This is a genomic window from Deltaproteobacteria bacterium HGW-Deltaproteobacteria-18 (genome assembly GCA_002841885.1).
GTDB lineage: Bacteria > Desulfobacterota > Desulfovibrionia > Desulfovibrionales > Desulfomicrobiaceae > Desulfomicrobium.
Genome location: PHBE01000018.1, coordinates 1 through 25045, shown reverse-complemented (window position 1 = coordinate 25045; position 25045 = coordinate 1). Strand labels below are relative to the sequence as shown.

The 25045-nt window shown below is 58.7% G+C and carries 17 protein-coding genes and 1 pseudogene (1 of these 18 cut by a window edge); 12 read left to right on the top strand and 6 right to left on the bottom strand.

Annotated features, from left to right (window positions below):
* Both CVU60_14795 and CVU60_14790 read left to right on the top strand, forming a co-directional pair.
* Nucleotides 1-1514: pseudogene (locus CVU60_14795) on the top strand (trehalose-binding protein) (it extends 113 nt beyond the left edge of the window).
* A gap of 141 nt (nt 1515-1655) precedes the next feature.
* Nucleotides 1656-2282 carry a lysine transporter LysE gene (locus CVU60_14790; protein PKN40607.1) on the top strand — a complete coding sequence of 209 codons (627 nt, stop codon included), beginning with the start codon at nt 1656-1658 and terminating at the stop codon, nt 2280-2282.
* 57 nt (nt 2283-2339) lie between these two features.
* On the opposite strand, the gene CVU60_14785 is transcribed toward CVU60_14790, so the two are convergent.
* Complete coding sequence (locus CVU60_14785) at nt 2340-3272, bottom strand: magnesium transporter CorA (GenBank protein PKN40606.1); 933 nt, start codon at nt 3270-3272, stop codon at nt 2340-2342.
* Nucleotides 3273-3851: 579 nt separating this feature from the next.
* Here CVU60_14785 and CVU60_14780 point away from each other — a divergent pair.
* The 5 genes from CVU60_14780 to CVU60_14760 are packed head-to-tail and all read left to right on the top strand — an operon-like array spanning nt 3852 to nt 11388.
* Complete coding sequence (locus CVU60_14780; protein ID PKN40605.1) at nt 3852-7922, top strand: histidine kinase; 4071 nt, start codon at nt 3852-3854, stop codon at nt 7920-7922.
* Nucleotides 7919-8752 carry a chemotaxis protein CheR gene (locus CVU60_14775; GenBank protein ID PKN40604.1) on the top strand — a complete coding sequence of 278 codons (834 nt, stop codon included), beginning with the start codon at nt 7919-7921 and terminating at the stop codon, nt 8750-8752. The genes CVU60_14780 and CVU60_14775 overlap by 4 nt, the downstream gene beginning before the upstream one ends.
* Nucleotides 8749-9339, top strand: a complete 591-nt coding sequence (locus CVU60_14770) for a chemotaxis protein CheB (protein PKN40603.1) — start codon at nt 8749-8751, stop codon at nt 9337-9339. Before CVU60_14775 ends, CVU60_14770 begins: the two co-directional genes overlap by 4 nt.
* Nucleotides 9323-10348, top strand: coding sequence for a diguanylate cyclase response regulator (locus CVU60_14765; protein PKN40602.1), 1026 nt, complete (start codon nt 9323-9325; stop codon nt 10346-10348). The genes CVU60_14770 and CVU60_14765 overlap by 17 nt, the downstream gene beginning before the upstream one ends.
* Nucleotides 10349-10371: 23 nt before the next feature.
* Complete coding sequence (locus tag CVU60_14760) at nt 10372-11388, top strand: zinc transporter ZntB (GenBank protein ID PKN40601.1); 1017 nt, start codon at nt 10372-10374, stop codon at nt 11386-11388.
* Nucleotides 11389-11460: 72 nt separating this feature from the next.
* On the opposite strand, the gene CVU60_14755 is transcribed toward CVU60_14760, so the two are convergent.
* On the bottom strand, nt 11461-12336 hold the full coding sequence (locus CVU60_14755; GenBank protein PKN40600.1) for a hypothetical protein: 876 nt from the start codon (nt 12334-12336) through the stop codon (nt 11461-11463).
* 78 nt (nt 12337-12414) lie between these two features.
* On the opposite strand from CVU60_14755, the gene CVU60_14750 reads away from it, so the two are divergent.
* From CVU60_14750 to feoB, 5 genes are all read left to right on the top strand, one after another.
* A complete protein-coding gene (locus tag CVU60_14750; protein PKN40599.1) occupies nt 12415-13155 on the top strand; it encodes a hypothetical protein in 741 nt (246 codons plus the stop codon).
* Between the two features lie 46 nt (nt 13156-13201).
* Nucleotides 13202-13540, top strand: coding sequence for a hypothetical protein (locus CVU60_14745; protein ID PKN40598.1), 339 nt, complete (start codon nt 13202-13204; stop codon nt 13538-13540).
* A 588-nt stretch (nt 13541-14128) separates the two neighbouring features.
* A complete protein-coding gene (locus CVU60_14740) occupies nt 14129-14290 on the top strand; it encodes a FeoB-associated Cys-rich membrane protein (protein PKN40597.1) in 162 nt (53 codons plus the stop codon).
* Nucleotides 14291-14377: 87 nt separating this feature from the next.
* The gene (locus tag CVU60_14735) at nt 14378-14635 is read left to right on the top strand and encodes an iron transporter FeoA (GenBank protein ID PKN40596.1); all 258 of its coding nucleotides are present in this window, start codon (nt 14378-14380) and stop codon (nt 14633-14635) included.
* Nucleotides 14632-16785, top strand: a complete 2154-nt coding sequence (gene feoB, locus CVU60_14730) for a ferrous iron transport protein B (protein ID PKN40595.1) — start codon at nt 14632-14634, stop codon at nt 16783-16785. The genes CVU60_14735 and feoB overlap by 4 nt, the downstream gene beginning before the upstream one ends.
* Here feoB and CVU60_14725 read toward each other — a convergent pair.
* The 4 genes from CVU60_14725 to CVU60_14710 all read right to left on the bottom strand — a co-directional run.
* Nucleotides 16764-16955: a hypothetical protein gene (locus tag CVU60_14725; protein PKN40594.1), complete on the bottom strand. Its 192-nt coding sequence runs from the start codon at nt 16953-16955 to the stop codon at nt 16764-16766. The genes feoB and CVU60_14725 overlap by 22 nt on opposite strands.
* A 440-nt stretch (nt 16956-17395) precedes the next feature.
* Entirely contained in the window at nt 17396-18778 is a 1383-nt protein-coding gene (locus CVU60_14720) for a channel protein TolC (protein ID PKN40593.1), read from the bottom strand.
* A gap of 93 nt (nt 18779-18871) precedes the next feature.
* Nucleotides 18872-19396, bottom strand: coding sequence for a hypothetical protein (locus CVU60_14715; protein ID PKN40592.1), 525 nt, complete (start codon nt 19394-19396; stop codon nt 18872-18874).
* Between the two features lie 89 nt (nt 19397-19485).
* Nucleotides 19486-25045, bottom strand: a 5560-nt coding sequence (locus CVU60_14710) for a hypothetical protein (GenBank protein PKN40591.1), incomplete at its 5' end; no start/stop codon positions are given.

The following is a 25045-nucleotide window of genomic DNA, read 5'->3' as shown; positions in this document are numbered from 1 at the left end:
AGGCCGCGCTGCCGCCGAACATCCTTTTCGAAGCCGTGGTCGAGAGCAAGAAATGCCTGCCCGACGCGGTGCAACTCCTGACCCTGTGCAGCATCGGCAACGGCTGGATGAAGATCATAAACCTCGGCCGCTACGCCGTGTCCCTTTTTGACAAGTACACCGGCGAAGGCGTGCGCGTCAGCGTAGACCTGGACAAGCTCAAGGACTGGCCCGAGATTCAGGGCTGGTTTTTAAAGCTCGTGCCCAAGAAGGATCAGGACACGGAAAAACTGTTCCTCGAAATCGAAACCGCCGGGGACACCATTCTGCGACTGGAAAAAGTCACGGTGCAGAAGCGCCTGCTCGGCCACAGCCACATGACCCGCATCGAGGCATGCCCTGTCTGCCGTGAAGCCTACCCGATCAGCGACGGAGCCATCTGTCGCGGCTGCCAGGGAGAGGCCCCATACGAACACACCCGCTCGGCCGAAGCCAAGGAATGCATGCCCACACGCGTGCCCGTGGCCGAAGCCGTGGGCCGCAAAGCCCTGCACGACATGACCCTCATCAAACCCGGCGAAAGCAAGGGTGCGGAATTTCTGGCCGGACAGACCATCACGGCTGGTGATGTCTGCCGCTTGCAGCAGATGGGCCGTAACAGCGTCTACGTTCAGGACGAGAGCCTGCCTGCAGGCGAGTTCGTGCACGAGAACGATGCGGCGATCAGCTTTGCCGGACGCATGGCCGGCGAGGGTATCGCCTGTTCGGGAGAGCCACGGGAAGGCAAGATCGACTTCCACGCGGCCCGCTCCGGCCTGCTGTTGGTCGACCTCGAAGCTCTTGAGCGCTTCAACCTGACCCCCAACGTCATGTGCGCCACACGCCAGCACTGCGCCCTGGTGGAAGAAGGCCGACTGGTGGGCGGCACCCGCGCCATTCCGCTCTTTCTGACCCGTGAAAACTTCAGCCGCGCCCTGAGCGCCTTGGGCGACGGGCCGATCATGTCCATCGCCCCGCTGCGCAGGGCCAAGATCGGCGTGCTGGTCACGGGCACGGAAGTCTTTCAGGGCCTGATCGAAGACAGGTTCGCGCCCATCATCCGCGCCAAGGCTGAAGCGCTGGGCTCCCTGGTGGTGGGCGAGGTATTCGCCCCTGACGACCGGGAGGCCATTGCCGATGGCGTGAAGCAGCTGCTGGATCTTGGCGCCGACCTCATCGTGACCACGGCCGGGCTGTCGGTTGATCCCGACGACGTGACCCGCAAAGGGCTGGAGGACGCCGGAATGACCGACGCCCTGCATGGTGCGCCGATCCTGCCCGGAGCCATGACGCTCATCGGCCGCATCGACGGCGTGCAGATCATGGGCGTGCCCGCTTGCGCCCTCTTCTTCAAGACCACGAGCCTCGATGTGCTCCTCCCCCGCCTGCTGGCCGGCGTGAACATCACCCGCCGCGACCTGGCCCGCATCGGCGAAGGCGGGGTCTGCCTGCAGTGCAACACCTGCACCTACCCCAAGTGCACCTTCGCCAAATAGCCGAAAACACAGCCTGACAACGTCAAGGAGCCTCGCCGTCGCGATCTGACAGCGGGGCTCTCTTTTTATTCTCTAACCGCCCTTGCCCATCACCCGATCATCGATTACCCACCGTGAAAGCGTCATCACCTCGGAGGAATCATGATCAGCATCGACCAGCTTCTCGTCTTCAGCCTGAGCTCACTGTTGCTCATCTTCACGCCCGGCCCGGACATCATATACGTACTGACGCGCGGCGTGGCCCAGGGGCGCTCGGCTGCGCTGGCCGCGGCCATGGGCTTCAGCCTGGGCAACATCGGGCACACCCTGCTTGCGGTCTTCGGGATTTCGGCCATTCTGGCCTCGTCGGCCATGGCCTTCACCCTGGTCAAGGTCGCAGGCGGCATCTACCTGCTCTACCTCGGGTACAAACTCTGGACCGCGGACCCGAAGCTCGCCATCTCCGCGCAAGGAGAACACAAGACGGCCCGCCTCATCTTTCGCCAGTCGATTCTCGCCAACCTGCTCAACCCCAAGGTCGCGATCTTCTTCCTGGCCTTCTTCCCACAGTTCGTGCGCCCCGCCCAAGGACATCCGGCCATGCAGATGATGATCCTCGGCCTGACCTTTGTCGTGTTGACCATGGTCGGCTTCGGGCTGGTGGCCCTTGGCGCGGGAGTGCTCAACTCCCGGCTGACTGCACGCCCATCCCTCTCGGCCTGGCTGCACAAGAGCGCCGGAGCCGTTCTTATGCTGCTCGGCCTGCGCCTGATCTGGGCCGACCGCTAGACCAGAAAAAGGCGGGCCGCATCCGGTCCGCCTTCATTCCCCTCGTTCGCAAAAAAACTACATCCACCGTTTCCTTGCCAGCAGAAGCCAGGCCAGCAGGCAACCTCCGACGGAGATCCCGGAAACAATGGCGAAGGCATGTGGCGAACTCTGAAATGGCGTCACGATGTTCATGCCATAAACGCCCGAAATGATGTTGGGGATCATGAGGATGATGGTGAAGCCCGTCAGAAACTTCATGACCATGTTCATGTTGTTGGAGATGATGGAGGCGAACGCGTCCATGGTCCCGGACAGGATGTCGCTGTGGATCTTGGACATGTCGATGGCCTGCCGGTTCTCGGTGATGGCGTCCTCCAGCAGGTCGGACTGATCCTCTGTCAGCTGGATGGTGCGCATGCGCAGGACCTTGTCCATGATGATGTCGTTGGCCTTGAGGGAGGTCGTGAAGTAGACCAGACTCTTCTCGATACCCAGCAGCTCGATGAGCTCCTCGTTGCGCATGGACTGTTGCAGCCGGTGCTCGATGACGTCCGAACGCCTGATGATGTCCTTGAGAAATCGCAGGTAGATGAGGGACGTGCGCTGCATGAGGTGAATGGCGAAACGCATCCTGTCCGCCGTATCCACGATGCGAGTGCGCCCGTTCAGTATCCCGGTGACCAGATCCTGCGGAGAGCGGCAGACCGTGACCACGGCCGTGGGTGTGATGATCACGCCGATGGGCTGAGTCAGATAGGGGATGCGGTGGTCGGAGACATTCTCGACGGGCACGCGCAGGACCAGCAGCAACACCCCGTCCTCAAGCTCCAGGCGGGCGCGCTCGTCGACATCCAGGGGGTCGGTCAGATGGTCGAGGGGAATGCCGAGCAGGATAGACGTGCGCTGCAACTCTTCCTCGGAAGGGTTGATCAGGTTGACCCAGCAGTCGGAGTCGAGGTGTTCCTGTGGAGACAGAATCCCGTCAATGGTCTTGTGGATTGTAATCATGTCGTGAGTCCTTCAAATGGTGTGAACAGGCAAAAAAATGCGCCGGGTTCATTTGCAGCCCGGGCATGGCCCAAAACCGATTTGCAGAATCACGAGTACGGGTCCGCGGAACGACCCGCGGCACGGGAAAACTGTCCGGAGCGGACAAAACGGCGGCAAAAGACCGCACGGGAACGAAAAGTGTGGGAAAGCATGATCCACCTGCCGCAGCGCCGAGGCTCCGTCAGGCGGCCTGGTCAGGCGCGATGAGGACGGGGAGCTCGACGAAAAAGTTTACGATGTCGGAAGCAGGGCCTAGGGCCGCAACTGTCGCCAGAATCCACTGTGATCTCCTTTGCATGTCGCCCGGGCACCATGTCCGGGACACAAAAACGATGGCATCCCCTACGCCAGACACTCTCAAAACGCAAGTCCAACCCTGGGGTTAAAGACGCAACCGCTCAAAAAAGTTCCTGAAATCCATGCCACACGCGTTGCCCTTGAAGACGATTTAACGTAAGCGCAATCAGTTATTTTACGATGGCCCCTTTTCATATGCGACCTTCGGGACGCATCCCCTTCAGAGCGCCAGGATGAAACATGATTTTTGACAACATCCGCATGAAGCCCAAGCTCCTGTTCCTGTTCATCATGACCGGAATCGTTCCGCTGGGCATCGTGGCCCTCATCGGCAGCTACTCCGCCTCCAACGCCCTCCTGGATCTGGCCTTCGAGCAACTCGGCAGCATCCAGACCATCAAGCGCGACAAGCTGCAAACCACCCTGACCGAACGCATCAGCGGACTCAAACTCCTGGCCGGACTGAGGCAGACTCAGCAGGCCGTGGACGACCTGAACGCGCTTGGGGAAGAAGATCCGGCGCGGCCCTTCCCCATCGACTCAAGCGAATATCAAAGAATTCACGGCAGATATGATTCCCAACTCAAGGGTTACATCGCCGTCAACGGTTTTGAAGACCTCTACCTTATCGACCGCAGCAGCGGCAATGTCATGTACGCGGCCGGTCAGGGCGAGGAGCTTGGCACCAGCCTGGCCACAGGACGCTACCGGCACACGGCGCTGGCCAGGCTCTGGGAGCGGGTGCTGCGCAGCGGAGACGTGGCCTTCGAGGATTTCAGCGCCTATGAACCCAACGGTGGAAGCCAGGCCGCCTTCGTCGGCTATCCGGTCCTCGACCTGCAGGGCGGAGTGGCCGGAGTCATCGCCACGCGCGTCTCGGGGGAATTCATCAACCAGATAATGCCCTCCCGGCAGGGACTGGGCAAATCGGGCGAATCCTATCTGCTGCGCTGGCTCGAATCCCAGAAAAAATTTGAAATGCGCAGTGATATCAAAACTATGGGCAACGGCCTGTACGTCATCGGCTACACCCTTCCCCGCACCCCTGCCTACTGGCATGACGCCGTGGTCAAGGGTTTCGACGGGGGCGGCGGCACCTACGAGGACAGCGCGGGCACCACGGTGCTGGTGGCCTTCAACACGCTGGACGTGCTGGGCACCAACTGGATTCTGATTTCAAAGATCGACAAGGGTGAAATTCTGCGCCCCATCTGGACCTTCCTGCTGATCATCTGCGTCACCGGCGCAGTGCTGGCCCTCATGATCGCGCCCGGTGCCTATGGCCTGGCCAAGGGCATCAGTCAGCCACTGGAACAAGGTGTAAGCTTCGCCGAGGCCATCTCCGCCGGAGACCTCAAGGCCAGGCTGGACCTGCGCCAAAAGGACGAACTGGGCATGCTGGCCAAGGCCCTGAACAGCATGGCCCGCAACCTGCGCGAGATGGACTGGCTCAACCAGGGCAAAACCGGGCTCGACGACACCCTGCGCGGTGAACACAGCCCGCAGGAGCTGGCCCGGCTCTTCATCTCTTTTCTTTGCAAGCATCTGGACAGCCAGATCGGGCTCTTTTTTCTGCATGACGACGGCGAACTGGTACTGACCGCGTCCTACGCCTTCACCAACCGACAGGGCCAGTTCACCAGGCTGCGCGTGGGCGAAGGGCTGGTCGGCCAGGCCGCCCTGGAAGGAGAAATCCTCACCTTCGAACGGGTCGAAGAGGGCGCGCCGCATTTTCATTTCGGTCCCGGCGAAACAGTCCCCACTCATTTCCTGGCCGCGCCCGTGTTCATGGGCAAGGAACTGCTCGGCGCGTTCCTCATCGGCCGGGAATACGCGTTTTCGCCCCTGCACAGACAGTTCATAACCGACATCGCCAAGAATACGGCTGTTCTGTTCAACATGGCCACCTCGCGCGGTGTGATTGCGGGCCTCTTGAGGCAGGCGCAGGAACAGCAGGAGATGTTGCGGGTGGCCAACGAGGAACTCGAAGAGCAGACCAACATGCTCAAAGAGTCCCAGAGCGAGCTGCAAGCCCAACAGGAAGAGCTGCAGGTCACCAACGAGGAGCTTGCCGAACAGACCCGCGCCCTCAAGGAATCCGAGCGCCGGCTGCAGGACCAGCAGGGCGAGTTGCGCTCCGTTAACGACAAGCTTGGCGAGCGGGCCATGGAGCTTGAGGACCAAAAAAGCGCAATCCGCCGCAAGAACAAGGAACTTCTGCGCGCACAGGAACAACTCAAACTCAAGGCGCAGGAACTGGAGAGCGCGAGCAGGTACAAGTCCGAATTCCTGGCCAACATGTCCCACGAGCTGCGCACACCGCTCAACTCCATCCTCATCCTGTCCCAGCTGCTGGCACACAACAAGGAAGGCAATCTTTCCACGAAACAGACGGAAGCGGCTTCGGCCATCAACTCTTCGGGCGCTGACCTCTTGCGCCTCATCAACGAAATTCTCGACCTGTCCAAGGTCGAAGCAGGCAAGGTCGAGCTTCATCTGGAAGAGATGCCGCTGTCAGCCATGATCTCGGACCTGCAACGGGTCTTCAAGGGTGTCGCGGTGGAGAAAGGCGTGTCCTTTGCGGTTGAACAGGACCAGGACCTGCCCGAGTCCATACTCACCGATACGCACCGGTTGCAGCAAGTCCTGCGCAATCTCCTGTCGAATGCCTTCAAGTTCACGGAGCACGGCAGCGTGACCCTGTCCATTTCCCGCCCCGGTCCGGAAGTCTCTCTGCCCGAAAGCATCCCCTCTGCCGAAGAGGCGATCTGCATCGCGGTCACGGACATGGGCATCGGCATCCCCGAGGACAAACAGGCCACGATCTTCGAGGCCTTCCGCCAGGCCGACGGCAGCACCAGCCGCAAGTACGGCGGTACGGGCCTTGGGCTGTCCATTTCCCGGGAACTGACCAAACTTCTGGGAGGAGAAATCCGCCTGCACAGCCGGGAAGGGCAAGGCTCGACCTTCAGTCTGATCCTGCCTCTACGCCACAGCGCAAGCCCCTCCGTGGACGAAATCCGCCGCAGGGAGTTTGCGCCCGAACAGAAAACGGAGCAGCCCCTGGCTGCAAAGCCGGAGCCCGACACACCTTCCCCCTATCTGCAGGACGATCGCGCCAACCTGAAACCTGGCGACAAGTCCTTGCTGATCATCGAAGATGATCAGAATTTTGCCCGCATCCTGCGAGACCTGGCGCGAGACATGGGGTTCAAGGCCCTCTTGGCGGCCGACGGCGAAACCGGTCTGCACTTTGCGGACTTTCATGCCCCAAGCGCCATCATCCTCGACAATGTCCTGCCAGGCATGAATGGCTGGACCGTCATGGAGCGGCTTAAAACTGACCCCAGAACGCGGCACATCCCCCTGTCTTTCATCTCGGCGGAAGACCGCAACCTGGAAGCCATGCGCATGGGTGCCCTGGCCTTCCTGACCAAGCCCGTGGAACTCGACGAACTGAGACGTCTTTTCGAAAGAATTGACTCCTTTATCAGGAAGCCCACGCGCAGGCTGCTCGTGGTTGACGACGACGATCTGCAACGGGAGTCCATTCGCGCGCTGATCGGCAACGGCGACGTAGAGACCGTGACCGCTGCGTCAGGAGCCCAGGCGCTGGAGCTGCTCAAATCCCAGAATTTCGACTGCATGATCCTGGATCTTGGACTTAACGACATGTCCGGCTTTGAGGTGCTGCGAACACTTCGCTCCGGCCCCAAGCCCTCCGCCCTGCCTGTGGTCGTCTACACGGGCCGGGACTTGAACGACGATGAGGAGCGCAGACTCTCGCAGTACGCGGAGAGCATCATCGTCAAGGGCGCACGCTCCCCGGAACGCCTGCTGGAGGAGACGACGCTCTTCCTGCACCGGGTCCAGGCAAATCTGCCCCAGGAAAAGCAGCGCATGCTCCAGACGGACGCGGAGCCGGAATCCGTACTCGACGGACGCACCGTCCTCGTGGTCGATGACGACATGCGCAACATTTTTGCACTGACCAGCGTCCTTGAGGAAAAAGGAATGCAGGTCGTGGTGGCCCGGGACGGCAGCGAGAGCCTGACCAGGCTGCACGAAAATCCCGAGATCGATCTGGTGCTCATGGACATCATGATGCCGGTCATGGACGGCTATGAAGCCATGCGGGAGATCCGCAAGGATTCCAAACTCAAAGACCTGCCCATCATCGCACTGACCGCCAAGGCCATGAAGGGAGACAAGAGCGCCTGCATCGAGGCCGGAGCCAACGACTATCTGGCCAAACCCGTGGACATGAACAAGCTGCTCTCGCTGCTGCGCGTCTGGTTGTACCGCAAGTGAACGTCCAGCCCGAGACCGAGCGCATCGAACTGCGTCTGCTGCTGGAAGCCATCTACCTCAAATACGGGTACGACTTCCGCAACTACTCCATGGCCCACCTCAAGCGCCGGGCCGAGTACAGACTGAGCCTTTCAGGACTGGCTTCCATCTCGCAGTTGCAGCACGCGGTCCTGCACGACGAAAAGATGTTCCTGATTTTCTTGAAGGACCTGTCCATCAACGTCTCGGAGATGTTCAGGGACCCGCCGTTCTACAAGGCGCTCAGAAACGAGATCCTGCCCATGCTCGGCACCTACCCGTCCTTCAGGATCTGGCATGCGGGCTGTTCCGCCGGGCAGGAAGTGTACTCCATGGCCATCCTGCTGCACGAGGCCCGGATGCGCGAGCGAGGACAGATCTACGCCACCGATTTCAACCGCGCCATTCTGGAACAGGCTAAAGAAGCCGCCTTTCCGCTGGCGCAGCTCAAGGACTATACGACCAAATACCAGCAGGCGGGCGGGGAAAACTCGTTTGCCGACTACTATGCGGCCAATGACGAGCGGGCGGTGCTGTGTCCGTTTTTAAAAGACCGGATTTTCTTTTCCGAGCACAACCTGGTCACGGATGGAGTTTTCGGTGAAATGCACCTGATAGTCTGCCGCAACGTCCTCATCTACTTCAATCGCGAGTTGCAGGACCGGGTGGTGGGACTTTTTGTCGACAGTCTGTGCCCTGGGGGTTTTTTGTGTCTTGGGAGCAAGGAGAGCCTCAAATTTTCCAAACATGCGGACAAATTCGAAGTCGTGCGGGAAAAGGAAAAGATATACCGCAAGCGCAGGGACGTATGAAAAAGGAATTCAAGGCAGTTGTTGTCGGGGTTTCCTCCGGGGGCCTCGAAGCTCTCAAAATTCTTGTCCCGGGACTGCGCAAGGACCTCGCCGTGCCAGTCCTCATCGTGCAGCACCTTTCGCCACATGCGGATTCCTATCTTCCGGAACGACTGAACGAGGTGAGCGGGCTCAAGGTCAAGGAAGCGGAGGACAAGGAGCTTCTGCAGGCGGGCGTGGCGTACGTGGCTCCGCCTGATTACCATCTGCTGGTGGAACCGGACGGAAGCCTTACCTTGAGCGTGGACCCGAAAGTGAATTTCTCAAGGCCTTCGGTGGATGTTCTCTTCGAGACCGCTTCCGACGCCTTCGGAGCCGCGCTCGTCGGAGTGGTTCTGACCGGAGCCAACCAGGACGGAGCCAAAGGTCTGGCCCGCATCAAGCGCAGAAGGGGGCTGACCATCGTGCAGTCCCCGGAATCGGCCCTCGCAGACACCATGCCAAGGGCCGCCCTGGAGTCCACCGAGGTGGACCATGTATTGCCTTTGAGCGATATCGCCCCTTTTTTGAACAAACTGATTGGACCGAGCCATGCCAACACCGATTGACATCCTGATCGTGGACGATCGCCCGGAAAACCTGTTGACCCTGGAACATCTCCTTGAAAACCCGGAGCTGAACATTGTACGCGCGGGTTCCGGACAGGAAGCCCTGGCCCGCCTGCTGGACCACGATTTCGCCCTGGTGCTGCTGGACGTGCAGATGCCGGACATGGACGGTTTCGAGACGGCGGAACTGATGCGCGGAAACAAGCGCACCCGGCACATTCCCATCATCTTTGTCACCGCCAGCCATACCGAGCACCAGCACATTTTCCGCGGCTACGATTCCGGTGCCGTGGACTATCTGTTCAAGCCGCTGGACCCGCAGATGCTCTTCTGCAAGGTCCGGATATTTCTGGAAATCCACCGTCAACGTCATGCCCTGCAACGCAAGACGAGGGAGCTTGACGCCAGAATCGCCGAACTCAATCTGCTGCAGGCCGAGCTGGAGGAAAAAAACCGCCAGCTGCAGCTCCTGTCGTCCCTTGACGGGCTGACCGGCATCCCCAACCGTCGTCAATTCGACGAGATACTCAACCTGGAGTGGAATCGCATGGCGCGCGAAAAAGCTCCTCTCTCCCTGATCATCCTGGATGTGGATCATTTCAAGCTTTTCAACGACCGCTACGGCCATCTGACCGGAGACTGCTGCCTGTGCCGTGTTGCCTCGGCCCTGGCGGGCATGATGCGGCGACCCGCCGACATGGTCGCACGCTATGGCGGCGAGGAGTTCGCTGCCATCCTGCCGGGCACCAGCGCCGAAGGGGCGCAACTGGTGGCGGAGAGCATGCGCCGGACCGTGGCGGAGCTTGCGATTGAACATCTGGACTCGCCGGTCCAGCACGTTGTCACCGTCAGCCTTGGAGTGAGCACGGTGGTCCCGATCCACGGCTGCATCCCCGCAGACCTCATCCAGGCTGCAGACCAAGGCCTCTACCAGGCCAAGCAGGAAGGCCGGGACCGCTGGATTCGCACCGACTGCATTCCCTTGTCCTGCAAGTCTCCCTGGAACTAGACGTTTTTGACCATTCAAAACCTATGAATTCAATGCAATGTGACAACGGAGCGCATGAAATGACTACTCCAGACTCATTGTCCCAGAACGCCTTCTGGCTTCTTGACGGGCGGGGACATGGAGCGATTCAGGACTGGTTGCCGGGACAGGACGTGCCGCGAGACAGCGGGCTCGCATGGATCCACCTGAACTATGCCGATGCTGAAGCCCGGGACTGGCTGCTGCGATCCGAATTGCTGAGCATTCCGGTGGCCGAGTCTCTGCTCGATGAGGAAACAAGGCCTCGCGTGCTTCATCACGGCCAAGGGCTGCTCCTGACGTTGCGTGGAGTGAACCTCAATCCCGGCGCCGAACCCGAGGACATGGTCTCCATAAGGCTGTGGATCCAGGAGGGCCGGATCATCTCCACACGCAAGCGCCGGCTCAGATCCGTGCAGGCTGTCCAGAACATGCTCGAAACGGGCCAAGGTCCACGCAGCAGCGGGGAATTCCTGGCGGTGCTCCTCAAGCTCATGACGGACAGCATCGGAGAGGTCATCGAAGCATTGGAAGACAAGATGGCCGATGTGGAAGAGAATATCGTGGATCATCAGGGGGCGTTGGCCCGCGAAAGCCTGGCGGATCTTCGCAGGCAGGCCATTGCGCTGCGCCGTTATCTCGCGCCTCAGCGCGAAGCACTGTCACGTCTCACCACCGAGCAGGTTCCATGGATGAGCCCGGACGATCATTTCCGGATCCGCGAAACCACAGACGAGCTCATCAGGCACATAGAAGACCTTGACGCCGTCCGTGAACGCGCGGCCCTGGCCCATGAAGAATTTGTGAACCACGCCTCGGAGCAGTTGAACCGCCGCATGTTCATGCTTTCTGTGGTGACGGTCATCTTTCTTCCCCTGGGATTTTTAACGGGGCTTTTCGGCATCAATGTGGGCGGCATCCCCGGAGCCGCAAGCCCGTGGGGTTTTGCCGCTTTCTGCCTGGTTGTCGCACTGGCCGGAACAGGCATCTTCCTGATCTTCAAGCGGTCCCGCTGGCTATAAAAAAAGACGATTGATCATTCCAAGCATGGATTACAGCGCGGCGCCACCATGACGCGCACGCAAAGGACCTGATCAATCGTCTTGAGCGCCCTCTAACATCCCAGCACGCTCCTCTGCAAGAACGGATTGCGTTTCGAGTCTATCATCCATTCTGTCGAAATACCCGCTCAATTTGGACACGCAGCGCACCGAGATGCTTGAAAACCCCTCGGCAAGAAGCACATTCTCCAATGTGCGAAGCATTCGAGATGAACGGATCTCATTGCCAAGATGCAGTTCGTGGCATCCAGCTTCGCCAAGACGCAGCCGAAAGGGAAATTCTTCGTGGCCGGCCCTTTGCAAAGCCTCTTCCACTACCCTCTCTCCAGCAGCCAGGCGTTCAAGCAGGCGCGCATCTGGAGACAGGCCATAGGGCAGACGCGTCAGCAGACATGCGCGGGCCTGCTGCTCCGGCCGCGCAAGTCCCGTCTTCCTGGCCAGGGCGCGTATCATGTCCTTGGTCAGCCCGGCTTCGGCCAGAGGGGAGCTGATGCCAAGCTCAAGCAATGCCCGCCTGCCGGGACGAAACGTCCTCGCGTCCGAGGCGTTGGAGCCGTCACAGACAGGCGCCGTGGCGGCGGTCAGTATGTGCCCAAAAAGAAACCGCTTGCAGGCATAACATCGCTCCTTCGAGCCGGCCGCAACTTCGGGCAGGTTCAGGGGATCAAGCCGCAGCAATCTCACGGGCAGCCCCCTGCTCGCAGCCCACGCGAGGGCGTATTCGGACTCTTCGGGGGCAACATGCGGACCACAGACATGCACAAGAGCGACCGACACTCCGGCCATCAGCCCGGCATGGGCCAGAAAGCGGCTGTCAATGCCGCCGGAACAGGCCACGGTGAGGGCCCCCATTTCACGCAACCGGCCGAGCAGAATTTCCCAGGCGGAATCTTCATTATTCAAGGGCATCGGGCCTCCCCATTTCAAGCATATCTTTATCCAATGTTTTCTCTTCCCTGCCCGTCAAAAACACCGTAAGCGACCGCCATGAGCCATTTCAGCGCGATTCACGAAGTTGACGCAGGGGAGTTTTCGGTCCGCAGCGTCCTGATCCGGGGAGCCCGATTCTGCCTGATCTGGGACACCTTGACCAGACCGCAAGACATGACCCGCTTCGCCCAAATCTGCTCCGGGCAACAGTGTCTCGCCGTGTACAGCCACGCCGACTGGGACCACGTGCAAGGCACGACGGCCCTGGACGATCCCATTGTCATCGGCCATTCGGCATGCGCCCGGCGCTTCAAGATCGAGGTCCGGCAGACCCTGGCCGACATGCAGGCCCGGGAACCGGGCAAATGGGATGAAGTCAGGCTCATCCCTCCGCACATAACCTTCGAAAACCGCCTCGAACTTGACCTCGGCGGCCTGACGGTCCAGCTGCATTCCCTGCCCGGGCACACCCCGGACACTCTCGTCGCCTTCATACCCGAGATGCAGCTCCTGCTGGCCGGGGACGCAGTGGAGTTGCCCCTGCCCTGCGTTCCCGCAGACTGCAACCTCGATGCGTGGATAGAGGAGCTTCTGCACTGGCGCAGGCACACGGGAGCGTGCAGGATCATTCCATCCCACGGCCCCATGGGCGGAAAGGAAATTCTGACCAGCACCATCGACTATCTCGACGCCTTGCGCAGGGGTGAAAACATGCTCTTGCCTGAAGGGCTGTCCCCGTTTTACTCCACGACGCACAGGGACAACATGAGCAATCGCAACATGGGCAACAGATCGTAACGCGCCTGTATCCAAACAATTTTCAATATCAACCGAGGAGATCTCGATGAAGGTCGTCTTTCACCTGGACCTGGACGAAGAAAAGATTCTGCGCATCGCCCTGACCAACATGGAAAACCTGCGCGCCGCCAAGCCGGGAGCACGCATCAATCTTCTGGTCAACGGACCTGCAGTCAAATTTTTCCGCAAAAACGGCGAAGACGAATTCCTGACGCGCATCAAGAACCTGATCCAGTCCGAAGTAACGGTCTTCGTGTGCCAGAACGCCCTGCGCGCCTTCGAAATCCTCGAAGAGGACCTCTGCCCCGGTTGCGAAACCGTCCCGGCCGGCGTGGTCGCCCTCATCAAACTGCAGCAGCAGGGCTGCGCGTACATCAAACCGTAGGGGCGGCCCTGCGTGGCCGCCCTCCCCATGTGACCGGCCCTGGCCCCCCCCCGTGACCGTCATTGCCCCTGTGGACGCCCCTGCATCATGGGATAGGGCAGACACGCAGGTCTGCCCTTACGTGCAATTGTCACGACCGGGGCCGCATTCATCGCGATTACGCCTGACCATCCGTAGGGGCGGCCCTGCGTGGCCGCCCTCCCCATGTGACCGGCCCTGCCCCCCCCGTGACCGTCATTGCCCCTGTGGTCGCCCCCTGCATCATGGGATAGGGCAGACACGCAGGTCTGCCCCTACGTGCAATTGTCACGACCAGGGCCGCATTCATCGCGATTACGCCTGACCATTCGTAGGGGCGGCCCTGCGTGGCCGCCCTCCCCATGTGACCGCCCGGCCCCCCGTGACCGTCATTGCCCCTGTGGACGCCCCTGCATCATGGGATAGGGCAGACACGCAGGTCTGCCCCTACGTATACATATTCCCCCCATCCATTTGCGAACATTAATTCATCGCGGCTAACTTTTTTATTGACTTTGGTCATCCGCCCGCATAATTAATTAATCACTACATACACGACTTGGAGACGATATGAATTTTGACCTGCTCATCACCCTCGGCATAATAGCCGTCGCGGCCATCTATCTCCTGCGCCGCCAATTCAAGAAAGACAACCCGTGCTGCGGCTGTTCAGGCTGCTCGAATACAATCGAACCAAAGCCCAAGCAGGACTGTTGTTCCAAAAAAGACTGACCGGAAGCCCCAACGCTTGTCAACGTCCCTCTGTTCAGAGGTATTTTTTTTATCCACATTATTAGACGCAACTAACTTGGAGCCCACATGCATTCACCCATCACCCTCAGATCCATGCAGGCAAATCAATCCGGCATCATCGATTCCATCAGCGCTTCAGGCGAGCTTGGCCGGCGCATTCGCGACATGGGGCTCGTGCCCGGCACACAGGTCACCATCAGGGGACGCGCCCCGCTCAAGGACCCGGTAGCCCTGCGCCTGCGAGATTTCACCCTGACCCTGCGCAACAATGAAGCTGACCTTATCATGGTCAACGTAAGCAATAGCGGAGCAGACTGCAGATGAACGCCACCATGGCCCTGATGGGCAACCCCAACTCCGGAAAGACGACCCTGTTCAACAACCTGACCGGCGCACGGCAGCATGTGGGAAACTATCCCGGCATTACCGTCGAAAAACGCGAAGGCCGCCTCAAGATCGAAGAGCTCGACATTACAGTTGTCGATCTGCCTGGAACCTATTCCCTGACCGCCTACACTCAGGATGAGCTGGTTGCGCGCAATTTCCTGATCGAAAAAAATCCCGACGCCGTGGTGACGGTGCTGGATGCGACCAATCTGGAACGTTCTCTCTACCTTGTGCTGCAAATCCTGGAGCTTGGCACACCTGTCATCGTGGCGCTGAACATGATGGACGAGGTGCGACGCAAAGGCGTCAGCATCGACACGGGGCGCCTCTCAAAACTTCTGGACAGCCCTATTCTCGAAATGGTGGCAAGAACGGGCGAAGGCCGCGACAATCTTCTGCAGGAAGCGCGCAAGGCCATGCTCGAACGCCGCCCCGTGCGCCGGGAGCTCCGCATCTCCTATGGACACGACCTCGACGAGACCCTTGATGCCATGCAGGAATTGATCGAATCCTCGAATTTTCTCGAGGGCCGCTACCCTTCCCGCTGGCTCGGCCTGAAATATCTGGAAAACGATGCCGAAGTTTTGGCGCTGGGAGCATCCTCCCCGGACGTTCATTCCCGCCTGCTTGAACTGACCGCTACCCTGGCCGAGCATTGCCGCAAAACCCTGAACACGGAACCCGAGTGCCTCATCGCCGACTACCGCTACGGGTTCATCACCGGGCTCATGAAAGACGGGGTGGTCACACGGCCCACAATCGAGGCCCGCTTCGACATCACGGACAAGCTGGACACCGTGCTGACCAATCGTCTGGCCGGACCGTTGCTCATGTTCGCCATCATCTATCTGATGTTCGAGCTGACCTTCACTCTGGGCGAAGTGCCCATGGGCTGGGTCGAGGCCCTGTTCGGCTGGCTGAGCGAGACGGCCGCAGCCATTTTGCCCGAGGGCCTGCTCAGCTCGCTCATCGTGTCCGGCATCATTGACGGCGTGGGCGGCGTGCTCGGCTTCACGCCGCTGATCATGATCATGTTCTTCTTCCTCTCCTTTCTGGAGGATTCAGGCTACATGGCGCGCATGGCCTACATGCTCGACCGCGTCTTCCGCATCTTCGGACTGCACGGCTGCTCGGTCATGCCTTTCATCATCTCCGGCGGCATCCCCGGCGGCTGCGCCGTGCCCGGCGTAATGGCGGCCCGCACGCTGCGCAGTCCCAAGGAAAAGATCGCCACGGTCCTGACCGCGCCTTTTTTAAGCTGCGGAGCCAAGGTGCCCGTCTTCCTCCTTCTGGCCGCCGCATTTTTCCCGGGAGCCGGCGCCAGCGCACTGTTCTGGATCACCCTCGGCGGCTGGGTCATGGCCCTTGTGTCGGCCCGCATCCTGCGCTCGACCGTCATCAAGGGCGAAGCTACGCCGTTTGTCATGGAGCTGCCTCCGTACCGCATGCCCACCCTGAAAGGCATGTGCCTACACACCTGGGAGCGAGTCTGGCAGTATATCAAGAAGGCCGGCACCGTGATCCTGGCCATTTCAATCCTGCTCTGGGCGGCCATGACCTTCCCCGGTCCGACCGAAGAACAGAACGCACGCTTTGCGAATGAACGCGCCGCCGTCGAAGCCATGTCCTGGAATAACGACGCCGCCATGGAAGAAGCCTTGGCGGTCATCGACAACGCTGAAGCCCAGGACGCACTGCGCTCCTCGCTGGCCGGAATGATCGGCACGGCGCTGGAGCCGATTTCCAGGCCCGCCGGGTTCGACTGGCGCACCAACATCGCCCTGCTGGGAGGCTTCGCGGCCAAGGAAGTCATTGTCTCAAGCCTCGGCACGGCCTACTCGTTAGGCGAAGTTGATCCCGAGGAGAGCACAGGCCTGTCCGAAAAGCTGCGCACCGATCCGGCCTGGAACGTATGGGTGGCGGTCAGCCTCATCGCCTTCGTGCTGCTCTACGCACCCTGCTTCGTGACCGTGGCCGTCATCGGCCGGGAGATCGGCTGGAAATGGGCCGCCTTTTCAGTGGGTTTCAATACTGTCCTCGCCTACGGGGTGTCGGTGACGATTTATCAGATAGGCATGGCGCTATAGAAACGTTTTTCCTCGATCAACCTCCCCTCTAACGTGACGGCAGGGCATCGCCCTGCCGTCACGTTTTTTTTGTCGCCATGCGAGATATCGCGAAGCACCTTTGAACGGTCCGGGAACCATGGAGCCCCCTGCTGCACGGGGATGACACCGAGAAAAGGCGGGGCCGCCATCAGGAGAATCTCTTTGCGCGATCCGTCCTGAAAACAAAGACCCCGCGCAAAAGCACAGGGTCGTCAGAGGCGTTCTGGTAACGCAGGTTGTCTCAGCCAGTGGCCCGGGATCAGGCCCTTCGCGGCGGCATCATCCCACCGAGGAAAAAACCATGGCCGCATGCACTCCCACCACGCACGCGGCGGCAATCAGACCAAGGACCAATCTTTTACCGAAATCTGCAAGCATTTCTGCTCCTTAAAATGCATTTAAAAAAAAGTTCCCTTGCCACGGCAGACAATTTCTCTTTCCGCCAACCAGCCATCCGCTACCTAGCGTGGGCAGGTAACACTGTCCATGAGATTTTATGCGGGAACAAAAAAACCCTTGCCGGAGCGTTCCGGCAAGGGTCGAGAATCTGGCCGAGGCGAAGAGCACCTTCGCTTCGAACGAAGCAGAATTATTCAGCCTGCGCCGCAGGATCCTTGTAGAGAGCCGGATCAACGCCAAGGGCGGTGATCAGGTTGCCGGACAGGGCCATGAGCTTGTAGGCCGCGATCTGCTCGTTCACACTGGAGGTGACCAGCTGGCTGGAAGACTGGAACACTTCGTTCTCGGAATCGAGCACGTCAAGCAAGCTGCGCTGTGCCACGCCGAACTGCTCCAGATAGATTTCCTTGGTGTCGCGATTGTACTGCACGGCAGCGGTGTATTCCTTCACTTCGTTCAGGGATGACATGTACTGCGCCCAGGTGGTCTTGGTCTCGCTCTCGACGGCGAGGGTCAGGTCGTACTTGTCGGCTTCGGCCTGGCGCTTGCGGGCCTTGGTGGCCTTGTGGCCAGCCACGTCGGAACCGCCGTTGAAAAGATTCCAGTTGAAGCGGACCATGGCGGCATCGGTGCGCTCCCAGTAGTCCTGATTTTCGACACCGTCCGAATAGGAACTGGACAGTTCGGCATACACGTAGGGATGATAATTTGCCTTGGCGATGTTGATACGTTCGACCTCGGCGTTGACGTCTTCCCCTGCGGCGTTGATCTTGGGATTGTTGCCGACGGCCTGGGCAGTCATTTCATCCAGGGAAGTGGGGATGAGATTCTGCGGATAGGGCGTCATGGCGATCTTGCCGGGCAGGACGCCGGTCAGACGCTGATATTCGTTCAGGGCCGCCTGCAGGGCGGAACGGGTCTTCTCGATGGAGGCCTGGGCCATGGACAGGCGGGCCTGGGTCTGGGTCACGTCGGCTACGCTGCCTGCACCGGCCTGCTCGCGTTCCTTGAGGGAAGACAGGATATCACGGTGGGCCTTGGCGTTCTCTTCAGCCAGGAAGAGCAGTTCGCGCTGACGGTAAACTTCCATGTTGGCGATGACGGCATCCAGGGCCAGGGATTCGGCGTTGTCGAAAACGCGATAGTCCAGGGAAGCGGCGCGTCTTTCATCCAGGCGGATCTGACTGGACGCCTCGCCACCGTCATAAAGACGCTGGCTCAGGATCGCGGACAGCTCGCCACGGGAATCCCAATCACCGTCAGTATCGCTGTTGAGTTTCGAATTGTAGGAATCCGAACCATACCCGCCACGGACATCGAGCTTGGGATACCAGCGCCCCTTGGACTTGTCCAAGTCATGGCCCACTGCTTCGCGGTTGTGCTTGATCATTTCCAGGCGCGGGGCATAGCGCAGGGTGTCAATGACACTTTTCTGGAGGGTGATGTCGTCTTCGGCCACCGCGATGCCGGCCGACAACATCATGGACAAGACTAGCGAAATGCCGATTCTTTTTGCATTCATAACTTTCCTCTCCTTGCTGGGGGGTAAAACACGAACATAATTTGCTTTCATGTAACGATAGCAATAGGGCTTGTAAACGTAAAAAGGGAGTTTTGCACTCCCTTTTTTTTTAAACTTACGTCTTACTCGCAACGTAGGACAAACCTATGATTCACATGACGTCTTGATCGCATGTTCAAGGATGTCGAGGGTCAAATCACCCGCGCATACGCTCAAATCCAGACCAGTTCCGACCTGCGCTCCCGCGTCAAAGCAGGAAAGCTCGGCCACGGAGCTATGGGCGGACAAGCCGACAACGTCCTCCAGGGCCAGTATGTCATCCAGGGACCAGGGCTGAAAATCGGGCATGGTTTCTTCCGGAGCCTGTTCGCCCAGGGCGAAGGAGCCAAAGGAAACGCTGCCGTCCATGGTTTCGACAATATAACTGTAATGCGTGGCCACCACGGACATCCCGCCGTCCCCGGACACGGGGCAGACAAAGGAGTACTGCCCATCGGGCCAGACCGTCAGTTCCCCCCCGAAAGGCGGAGCCAGAACCAGCCCATCCTCGGGCACGTCAAAACCCGCGAATTCCACAACCCGCAGGAAATCCGCCGATTCCGGCTCGGACCAGAAGTGGCCGATTTGGGAGTGTTGGTTGGGGCTAAAGGCATTTACGGAGTTTGTCACAAATATTCCCACAAAGCGATTTTTTCACATTCAACGTATTTATAAAGAAAGGGAAAGGGAGTTAAACTCCCTTTCCCTTCAACCAACCATTAGATTTCCGTTGTGATATGCTGTGTGAGCATTGTGTCGACCGCATCGACTCCCGTATCCCCGGTGACGGTCACCGAGATATGAACCGAGTCGTTGGTCGTCATCGCGTTGCCATCAAGATCAAGATGCACATCGAGGACCCCTGCTGTGTTTTGAGTCACATTCAGGAAACCACCTGTTTGCAGATCATGCACGGTCTGTCCGCCAAAGATGCCACTCAGATCGAGCTCATCACCATCGGCACCCAGCTTGAAGTCGAGAATCTGGTCGACACCGCCATCAAGATCTTCCAACCCGTACTTGAATGTATCCTGGCCATCACCGCCGACCATGATGTCATTACCGGCTCCTCCAGTCAGAACATCGTTGCCGTCGCCACCGATGAGGACATCATCGTCGTCTGTGCCGACAATCACGCCGCTTGCGGGATCTTGGTCAAGACCAACAGCATTATCGGTGATAAATGAGGCATCGTAGGAGTGATCCTGGACAGTTATCGTCAACGTGGCGGTGTCGAAATCACCGTCGGGCTGCATAACCTGATACGTAAACATATCGACATTGCCGGACATGGCATCCGTGTCTGCCTGGTAGAGGTAGTCTCCGGCATAATGGCCGTCGTAATCTACCGTGTACAGCGTCAGGCTGCCGTGATCACCCGCGAGGCTGATGACACCATGGGCATCCGGAACAACCGGAGAATCCAAGGGGATCGGGGAGCCATCAACATCACTGTCACCCACCTTGGCACCGATAATCTCAGCGCCTTCGGAACCAAGCAGATCCGCACCGTCACTCAGAATATTACCAGTGATCATTCCTGCCACCCAAGCCAATTGGTTGACTTCGACCGGGTTCTGTGTGGTCTGAATAATCGGCTGCTGTATCTGTACGTTATCGATACGCCATGCCACCGCATTTGAGGACGTATTCTTGGAGCTTTGGACTTCTGCAGTAAACTTGATATAATAATTACCCGCTTCAGGGATCTCAAGCTGATGATAGCTGTTTCCTGTCTGGTTATAGCCTGTCAACGTGATACCTGTCGGAGTACCATCTGCACGGAAAATCTCCGCAGTCCAATGGTCGTTGGCATTGTCATATTCACTGTCATCAACCTGGAAACGAATCAGCGCAGGCACTGTTGAGCTGGCCGCAGCAACGCTAAAACTATAGTCTCGGGAAGCGGGATCGTTAGTTCCCTCTCCAATCCAGCGAGCATCGTTTTCAATCTCGCTCCAATTATTTCCAGACACAAGATTCGAGCCTTCCACATATATAGTCTTGGTCCCGTCAAGCACCCAATGCCCGGTGTCCACGGTATTCGTGTCGTTTACAGCCACCACTTCACTGGCATCCGTAGTCATCAGATGCAGATAAGCGTTAGCCGTCGAACCATCTCCATCCTGAACCGTATACTTGATCATATCGGAGACATCGTCCTTCACGTCGGCGAGCGGAGTGAAGTCGTAGGAACCGTCGCTCCTGATGACGACAGTTCCCGCAGCAGTGTCAATGCTATGAGTGGTCACGCTTGCACTGAAGGCAAACACTGTCGCGCCGTATTCAACAGAAAGCAACACAGGGGTGCCCCATCCGTCTGAGCCCGGATCGTCAGTGCCATCAATACTGGTATCAGTAATGACATTGCCGGACTGGATATCCACTGTGCCTTCCAGTGCTGCGGGCAGATCCATTGCATCGTCAACCTCGAGCACATTGTCCTGACCCGGGGTACTTGACCATGCAACCGTACCCAGCTCGACGGCATCCACGTCGCCGCCGATACCAACAGAGTAGACTTCCTGAATATTGAGCGGCAGCTGATTGACAAAGTTTACCCAATGACCGCGTTCCGTGGCATCGATGGGGCCGTCATTGGGGTTGCCGTCTGAAATGAAATACACGTAAGTTGGCAAACCTCCTGGAGAACTTGTGCCATCAAGTCCTCCGACCACTGCAGCCAAGGCATCATCATAATCCGTCGAACCACCTTTGGTGCTGTCAATCGTGGAGGACTCCAAAGCCGACGCGGCCGCGTCTGCAGACATCCAGAAATCACCTGCCGTGAGGACTTGTGCCCCGTCAGCATCAAGCGCGCCGACAGCCACGTTCGTTCCAGCAAATGTCCAGCCTCCTGAGCCATCGCTCGTTGCCTTCCAAATTATGGCATCCGTATCAAACGTCACGAACATAACGTTCTGAAGGTTATCGCCGTATGTTTCGTACAAATTGTCCAGGGCATCCTTGGCCAGCGCCAAGCGGGTGGTCGAGCCTCCTCCTGGAAGAGCAACAACGCCACCTGATCCAGACTGGAACATGCTTCCGGAAGTATCAAGCACTACAACGAGGTTGACAGGAGATACGCTTCCTTCCTCGGCAACCGCATAATTATCGTAAGCGGTGGGAACACTGTCCGGCATGGTAAAAGTCACTTCCGCAGAACCGCTGACTTCACCATGCACATCTTCCAGCGTGTAGGTGAAACTGTCGGTTTCGCCGTTGCTTCCCTCGTTGAGATCGTACGTGTAGCTGCCGTCAGGATTGATGGTCAGCGTGCCGTACTGCAAATTGACAATCTGCTGCGTTCCGTTCAGGTCCAGCGACTGTGGTTCGCCACCCTCGGTCCAGGAGATCGAATGCACCGAGAGGTTGGCCACCGGTGTGTCCGCGTCCCAGTCACGACCGCTGGCTGCGCCCGCACCGTCGTCATCGTCGGTGATGATGTTGCCGGTGATGGATGCGCCTTCGAGCGTGTAGTGGTTGTCCTCGGCCACGGGCGCCTGGTTGACAAAGTCCCCGTCCGGATTGGACTCGACGCCGTTGATGGTCAGGGTTGCGTATGAATGGTCCCCATCTGCATCAGTGAGTTCATACTTGAAGACATCCTGATACTCCGTGCCGCCTTCAGGCAAGGCATCGTATGAGACTACCGTCGCGAAGAAGTCGGAATCGTCGTTCTGGGCAGAACCGTCACCGCTGTAGGGCAGCGCCTCGATAACGATGGTCGTGAACGTGCCGATATCCGCCACGGTGAAGGTGCCGACGTTGTTGCTAGCCCACGCCACATCAGTGGTATCGGCATACACGCCGTCAGCGTTGTTGCTGATGATACCGGATGCGATCCGCACGCCATCGGCATCGAAGGCGTGCCAACGGAGCGCTTCACCGCCGTTCTCATTCTGGTAGAGATTGGAGACCGTGACTGTCGCAGCCGATACCGGCCCACCAAACTCAAAGGCCAGGGCTTCACTCAAGCTTCCTGCGTAGTTGAGTTGGGACGGCACGGAGAGCGTGTTGTCATTATCGCTGTCCACTCCATTGGCTGGGAAGTTGCCCCCGCTGGTGACACCGCCGCTTCCGGTGCCGGAATACTTTCCGGTCGCGTCGAAAAAGGATTCATCAAGCTGGAAGGCCTTGGTCTCGACATCCCAGCCTTCACTCTCCGGAGTCAGGGTAGTCGCTCCGGGCAATTTCTCGGGATCAACCGTGTACTCGTAGCTGCCGTCCGGATTAATGGACAGCGTGCCGTACTTACCGTCGATGGTCGTGCCGGAATCACCGACAGCCTTCACCTCGGAATAACTGAAGTGGCCATTTCCGTCCGCGTCGAAACCGATCTTGGTCACATGGGCAGGCTGGTCAGCGCCAGGCGTATCCGCACCAGCAGACCCCGACTCGGTATGCTCGCCGGTCAGGACGTTGCCTGCGGCTACGCGCTCGGCTCCGCTATCAGAATCAATGAGTTCCACATTATCAACATCGTTACGCGCGATGGGCTGATCGTCGTCGATCACGATATTGATGTAGGCCTGTGCGGAGGACAAATCCCCATCGGAAGTCGTCAGCGTGAACTTGTCGACCTCAAGCCTGTGGGGCACATCTGTGGTCGCGGCCTCCAGCACATACTTGTATTCGGCCACTCCCGTTGCACCGTTGTAGCTCATGATGGTCAGGGTTCCGCTGTCACCAGCCACTTCCTTGCCCACCAGCTCGGCAATCAGGAACGTCTCGCCGTTAATGGTCACGCTCTTGATGTCATCCAGCCCATCGGGGTCGGCCACCTTGAACGTGCCATATGCGTACTCGGCGTCGGAGTCCGGATCGGAACCACTGGGCATGGCGGCCTCGTCGACGATGTCATCCGCGTTCCAACGGTTGCCCGTCTTGACGGAGATGGTCGGGCGATCATTTCTGCCTTCGATGGTGATGGTCAGAGTCGCGGTGGATATATCGCCGTCGGTGTCCCGAATGCTGTAGTCGAAAGTTTCCGTCCAGGTCTCGCCATCATCCAGTTGCTGTGCCAATTCGTTATTCAGATTGTATGAATAGGTTCCGTTTGAGTAGCCTCTGAATGTTCCATATTGAGCGTCAGGGCTGTCCCAGTTTTTGAAATCCAGGCTTTCGTCGGCACCGTTGACATCGTTTGAAGTTACGTTCCCAACGATCCAACCATACGTGTCTTCATTGATTGTGCGGGAGTCATCATTTGCGATGGGTTCGTCATCTTGAATATTGATGGTGAAAACATCTTCAAGAACAACCGAGTCACCATCCGCATCAACGGCTTGAATCATGGAGCCAAAGTCGATGCCGATTACGTTGCCCTGATCTCCTGTATGAACCAATTCGTCATAAAGGCGGAATTCGTACTGCCCGGTCTCCGTGTTGAGCCGCAGTTCGAAGACAGGATTACTGGTATCGCCAGACCAGGGATTGATATCCGGCTCGGTTGCGCTCAGGACAAGAAAGTCCCCATCCTCAGCAACCGAGTACTCCAGAGAAACAGACCGAAGGCCAAAGAAAGACTGCTTTGATGCAAGCCCCAGGGCGTCAAGCTGTTCAATGGCGTCGTCCGTAAAGGCAAAGTGCCCCTGACCGTCGGTGCCGAAATCCACAAGAGCGGCCAGACTGCCGGAAATCAGGGCCGGTCCGTTGCCCGGATCTGTCCCGACGGAGTAATCTGTGTTGATGTTCGCTTCGTCGATGGTCACAGACATCGGCTCGCCGACTACGGAGGGACCATCGTCTTCAATCGCAAAAATGCCGGAACTCAAATCAAGAGAGGCCGAGGCGGTATCGCCGTCACCGTCCGTCGCGGTCGCGGTCAGCAGGATGCTGCCTTCCAGAAGCGTCATGGAAACCGCATCGTCATGATCAGTGGCATCGGAATGGAAGACATTCTGGTACTGCACAAAGGTGACTTTTCCGCTCTCCGCGTCCACGCTGATTCTGAAGAACGGCTCAGATCCTTCGGTCGTGCCGATGATGGATCCGTCTTCGCCCAGGCTAAGCATGATCTGTTCTCCGGGCTGGCCGTTCTCGCCCAGGGCATAAATGCCGGACTCGATGCTTTCGCCACCCAGGGACAACGCGTAATTGACACCTTCGCCGTCAGGACCATCCGCGCCAAAGCTGAAGTCGAAATAGTCGGAAAAATCCGTGGTCAAAGCACGGATGCCGTCACCGTCTCCGCCGCCCATGATGGCGTCGGTAAGGGAGACCTGCAGCTGGTAGGTGCCACCAACCGGAATCGGATTATCCGGATTGCTGCTCCCG

Coding starts and splice junctions, on each gene's coding strand:
- CVU60_14725 (PKN40594.1), bottom strand. CDS start 16,955: ATGGCGGCCCCGCCTTTTCTCGGTGTCATCCCCGTGCAGCAGGGGGCT.
- CVU60_14770 (PKN40603.1), top strand. CDS start 8,749: ATGAAAAAGGAATTCAAGGCAGTTGTTGTCGGGGTTTCCTCCGGGGGC.
- feoB (PKN40595.1), top strand. CDS start 14,632: ATGAACGCCACCATGGCCCTGATGGGCAACCCCAACTCCGGAAAGACG.
- CVU60_14720 (PKN40593.1), bottom strand. CDS start 18,778: ATGAAAGCAAATTATGTTCGTGTTTTACCCCCCAGCAAGGAGAGGAAA.
- CVU60_14790 (PKN40607.1), top strand. CDS start 1,656: ATGATCAGCATCGACCAGCTTCTCGTCTTCAGCCTGAGCTCACTGTTG.
- CVU60_14785 (PKN40606.1), bottom strand. CDS start 3,272: ATGATTACAATCCACAAGACCATTGACGGGATTCTGTCTCCACAGGAA.
- CVU60_14765 (PKN40602.1), top strand. CDS start 9,323: ATGCCAACACCGATTGACATCCTGATCGTGGACGATCGCCCGGAAAAC.
- CVU60_14780 (PKN40605.1), top strand. CDS start 3,852: ATGATTTTTGACAACATCCGCATGAAGCCCAAGCTCCTGTTCCTGTTC.
- CVU60_14735 (PKN40596.1), top strand. CDS start 14,378: ATGCATTCACCCATCACCCTCAGATCCATGCAGGCAAATCAATCCGGC.
- CVU60_14745 (PKN40598.1), top strand. CDS start 13,202: ATGAAGGTCGTCTTTCACCTGGACCTGGACGAAGAAAAGATTCTGCGC.
- CVU60_14755 (PKN40600.1), bottom strand. CDS start 12,336: ATGCCCTTGAATAATGAAGATTCCGCCTGGGAAATTCTGCTCGGCCGG.
- CVU60_14740 (PKN40597.1), top strand. CDS start 14,129: ATGAATTTTGACCTGCTCATCACCCTCGGCATAATAGCCGTCGCGGCC.
- CVU60_14750 (PKN40599.1), top strand. CDS start 12,415: ATGAGCCATTTCAGCGCGATTCACGAAGTTGACGCAGGGGAGTTTTCG.
- CVU60_14760 (PKN40601.1), top strand. CDS start 10,372: ATGAATTCAATGCAATGTGACAACGGAGCGCATGAAATGACTACTCCA.